The sequence below is a fragment of the Paraburkholderia sp. genome, assembly GCF_049581445.1.
Classification (GTDB): domain Bacteria; phylum Pseudomonadota; class Gammaproteobacteria; order Burkholderiales; family Burkholderiaceae; genus Paraburkholderia.
Window position 1 is genome coordinate 1 of record NZ_JBAURZ010000271.1, and the last position, 2,759, is coordinate 2,759.

Consider the following 2,759-nt stretch of genomic DNA (forward strand, 5'->3'; position numbering starts at 1 on the left):
GCAGACGTGGCGCAAGGCACACCCGCGCCCGTCGCCGACGACGCTGAAGCCAGGAAACGCGCGATCATCCAGGCGGCTCTCGAACGCGCGCGCAAAAAGAAGGAAGAGTTGGCCGCGAAAGGCGCAGGACCGCAAAACGTGGAGCAGGTGAGCGCCGACGTGCAGGCCCAGATCGACGCCGCCGAAGCGCGCCGCCGGCGCCTGGGCATCGAAGCCGATGAAGCGACGCAGGCGCCAACGCCTGGTCGTGACGTCCCTCCGTCCAAACCCTGAGCGCCCTCTCCCCGCATGAACGCGAACAAACGCCGCGCCATCTTCGAGACCTTGCAGAGCCTCGACCCGCATCCCAGGACCGAACTGGAATACAGCACGCCTTACGAATTGCTGATCGCGGTGATGCTGTCCGCGCAAGCCACTGACGTGTCGGTCAACAAGGCGATGCGCAAGATGTTTCCGGTTGCCAACACGCCGCAACAGGTCGTCGCGCTCGGCGAGGAGCGCGTGGCGGATTACATCAAGACCATCGGCCTCTACCGGACCAAGGCGAAGAACGCGGTTGCGGCCTCGCGCATCCTGCTCGATCAATATGGCGGCGAGGTGCCGGCCGATCGCGAGGCGTTGGAAAGCCTGCCCGGCGTGGGTCGTAAGACCGCCAACGTCGTGTTGAACATCGCGTTTGGCCACCCGACTATCGCTGTCGATACGCACATCTTTCGGGTTGCGAATCGAACCGGGCTTGCGCCCGGCAAGGACGTGCGCGCCGTCGAAACCGCGCTGGAAAAGTTCACGCCAGCCGAGTTCGTGCAGGATGCACATCACTGGCTGATTTTGCACGGCCGCTATGTCTGCAAGGCACGCCGGCCAGAATGCTGGCATTGCGCGATTGAGCCGCTGTGCGAGTTCAGGCCGAAGACGCCGCCGCCGGATCTATAGGCGACCCTTGCCCGGTTGCTTCTCATCAAGCGGCCATGCCGCTCGATGTTCATGAGCGCGCCTGCCCACAGTCCTGTCCTGGGTGCCACCGTCTGCCTTGGCTGCGTGCGTGCCTGCGTGCCTGCGTGCCTGCGTGCCTGCGTGCCTGCGTAGCGAGCGCCCCCGGCGTAAAATGGGCTCTTGCCGTTGCGCGTCGGGCCACGCTCGCATGCGCGCACCTCTCACCACTGCATTCAGCCCAAGATGTTCAATCCCAGCCGCGACGAAGTCCGAAGCTTTTTCACTGAGACCTGGCGCAAGCAGCGCGCGGGTACGATCCTCACACCACTCGAGGCGATCGCTGCCGACTGGATCGTCGAGCACCCCGAATACCACGCCGAACTCGGCGACGCTGAAACCGCGTCGGCCCAGGACTATTCGCCCGAGCGCGGCCAGACCAACCCGTTCCTGCATCTGTCGATGCATCTGGCGATCAGCGAGCAACTGTCGATCGATCAGCCGCCCGGCATCCGCGCCGCCCATGAGCGCCTGGCGGCCCGCCTGGGCTCCACCCACGACGCGCAGCACGCCATCATGGAGTGCCTGGGCGAGACCATCTGGGAAGCGCAGCGCACCGGCACGCCGCCCGACACGGACGCCTACTTGCAACGTATCGAGCGCCGCGCGTCGCGCGACTAAAACGCTGGCCCAACCGGGGACCGCTTCCCTCAGAAGCCCCCGGGGTAAACGCAAAACACCCCGCCTCGGCGGGGTGTTTTGCATATCAAACCGTGCCTTGGGCAGCAGCCCAAAGCCGCCGCGACACGCTTATTTCTTTTCGACCAGATCGCCGTCCAGCGATTCGATGTACGCCGCGATATCCTTCATGTCACCTTGCGACAGGGTTTGCACCTGCGCCTGCATGATCGCGTTGTTGCGACCAAAGTGGGGATTGCCGTTACCCATCTGATACTGACGCAGCGCCCAATAAATGTAGTCGGAGTGCTGCCCGGCGAGTCTCGGATATTCCGGGCTCACCGGCTTGTTGAGGTTGGCACCGTGGCACGCGGCGCAGTTGTGCGCCTCGACCAGCACCTTGCCGTTGCCGGCGTCGGCGGCGTGGGCCACGTTCGCTGCGGCCAGACCGATCAACGCTGCCGTTGCGCATGCAGCCTTGAATACCGTGTGGAGTGCCTGTTGGGGCTTCTTCATGAATTCTCCTATCCCGCGAGATTAATTAGCCAAGTGACTGGATGGATGCTCGCGGCCGATCACTTGTCGGGATTGTTCTTCGAAGAGGGGGTCTGCGTCGCATAGTATGCCGCGATGTCGGCAATGTCCTGATCCGACAGCGACGCGGTGATGGCGTGCATGGTAGCGAAGTGGCGGTCGCCCTTCTGGTACGCGTGCAGCGCGTTTTCCAGGTACTGCTGATTCTGGCCACCGAGGATAGGCACCCGGTACACCTCGGGGTACGCCGTGCGGTAGTCAGGAATGCCGTGGCAACCAATGCACATCGCGACCTTGCCTTGCCCTGCCTTCGCGTTGCCAACGACATCCGCTGCCTGCGCACTGGCCGCGTAACCCGCTAGCACCGACAGCGCAGCGATCACGACGTGTTTGCCGACGAATTTATTCATAGCATGTAACCTGGCTTGAGGGGAAACGGGCGCCCGAAAAGGCAACGGCCTGCGCCATTCTTTCTTCTAGGGTTGCCACGCAGGCCAAAAAAATCGGCCTAATTGTACCGCGACGCCGCGCCGAACGTCCACCGCGCGGGGCAGTGGCGCATCCGGCCAGCGCAAAATCACGGCAGTTGCGCCTCTGCTGCGCGGGCGGCCGATGCG

Annotated in this window: 4 protein-coding genes and 1 pseudogene; 3 read left to right on the forward strand and 2 right to left on the reverse strand. The window is 63.8% G+C overall.

Going from position 1 to position 2,759, the window contains the following annotated elements:
* The 3 genes and pseudogenes from WCA85_RS22710 to WCA85_RS22720 all read left to right on the forward strand — a co-directional run.
* A pseudogene (locus tag WCA85_RS22710) lies at positions 1-273 on the forward strand (electron transport complex subunit RsxB); the annotation flags it as partial.
* A 15-nt stretch (positions 274-288) separates the two neighbouring features.
* A complete protein-coding gene (gene nth / locus WCA85_RS22715; protein WP_424067107.1) occupies positions 289-933 on the forward strand; it encodes an endonuclease III in 645 nt (214 codons plus the stop codon).
* Between the two features lie 243 nt (positions 934-1,176).
* Positions 1,177-1,611: a DUF1841 family protein gene (locus WCA85_RS22720; RefSeq protein ID WP_424067108.1), complete on the forward strand. Its 435-nt coding sequence runs from the start codon at positions 1,177-1,179 to the stop codon at positions 1,609-1,611.
* Between the two features lie 129 nt (positions 1,612-1,740).
* Here WCA85_RS22720 and WCA85_RS22725 read toward each other — a convergent pair whose 3' ends face one another.
* Both WCA85_RS22725 and WCA85_RS22730 read right to left on the reverse strand, forming a co-directional pair.
* A complete protein-coding gene (locus WCA85_RS22725) occupies positions 1,741-2,124 on the reverse strand; it encodes a c-type cytochrome (protein ID WP_424067109.1) in 384 nt (127 codons plus the stop codon).
* A gap of 59 nt (positions 2,125-2,183) precedes the next feature.
* A complete protein-coding gene (locus tag WCA85_RS22730; protein WP_424067110.1) occupies positions 2,184-2,552 on the reverse strand; it encodes a c-type cytochrome in 369 nt (122 codons plus the stop codon).
* Positions 2,553-2,759 lie beyond the last annotated feature (207 nt).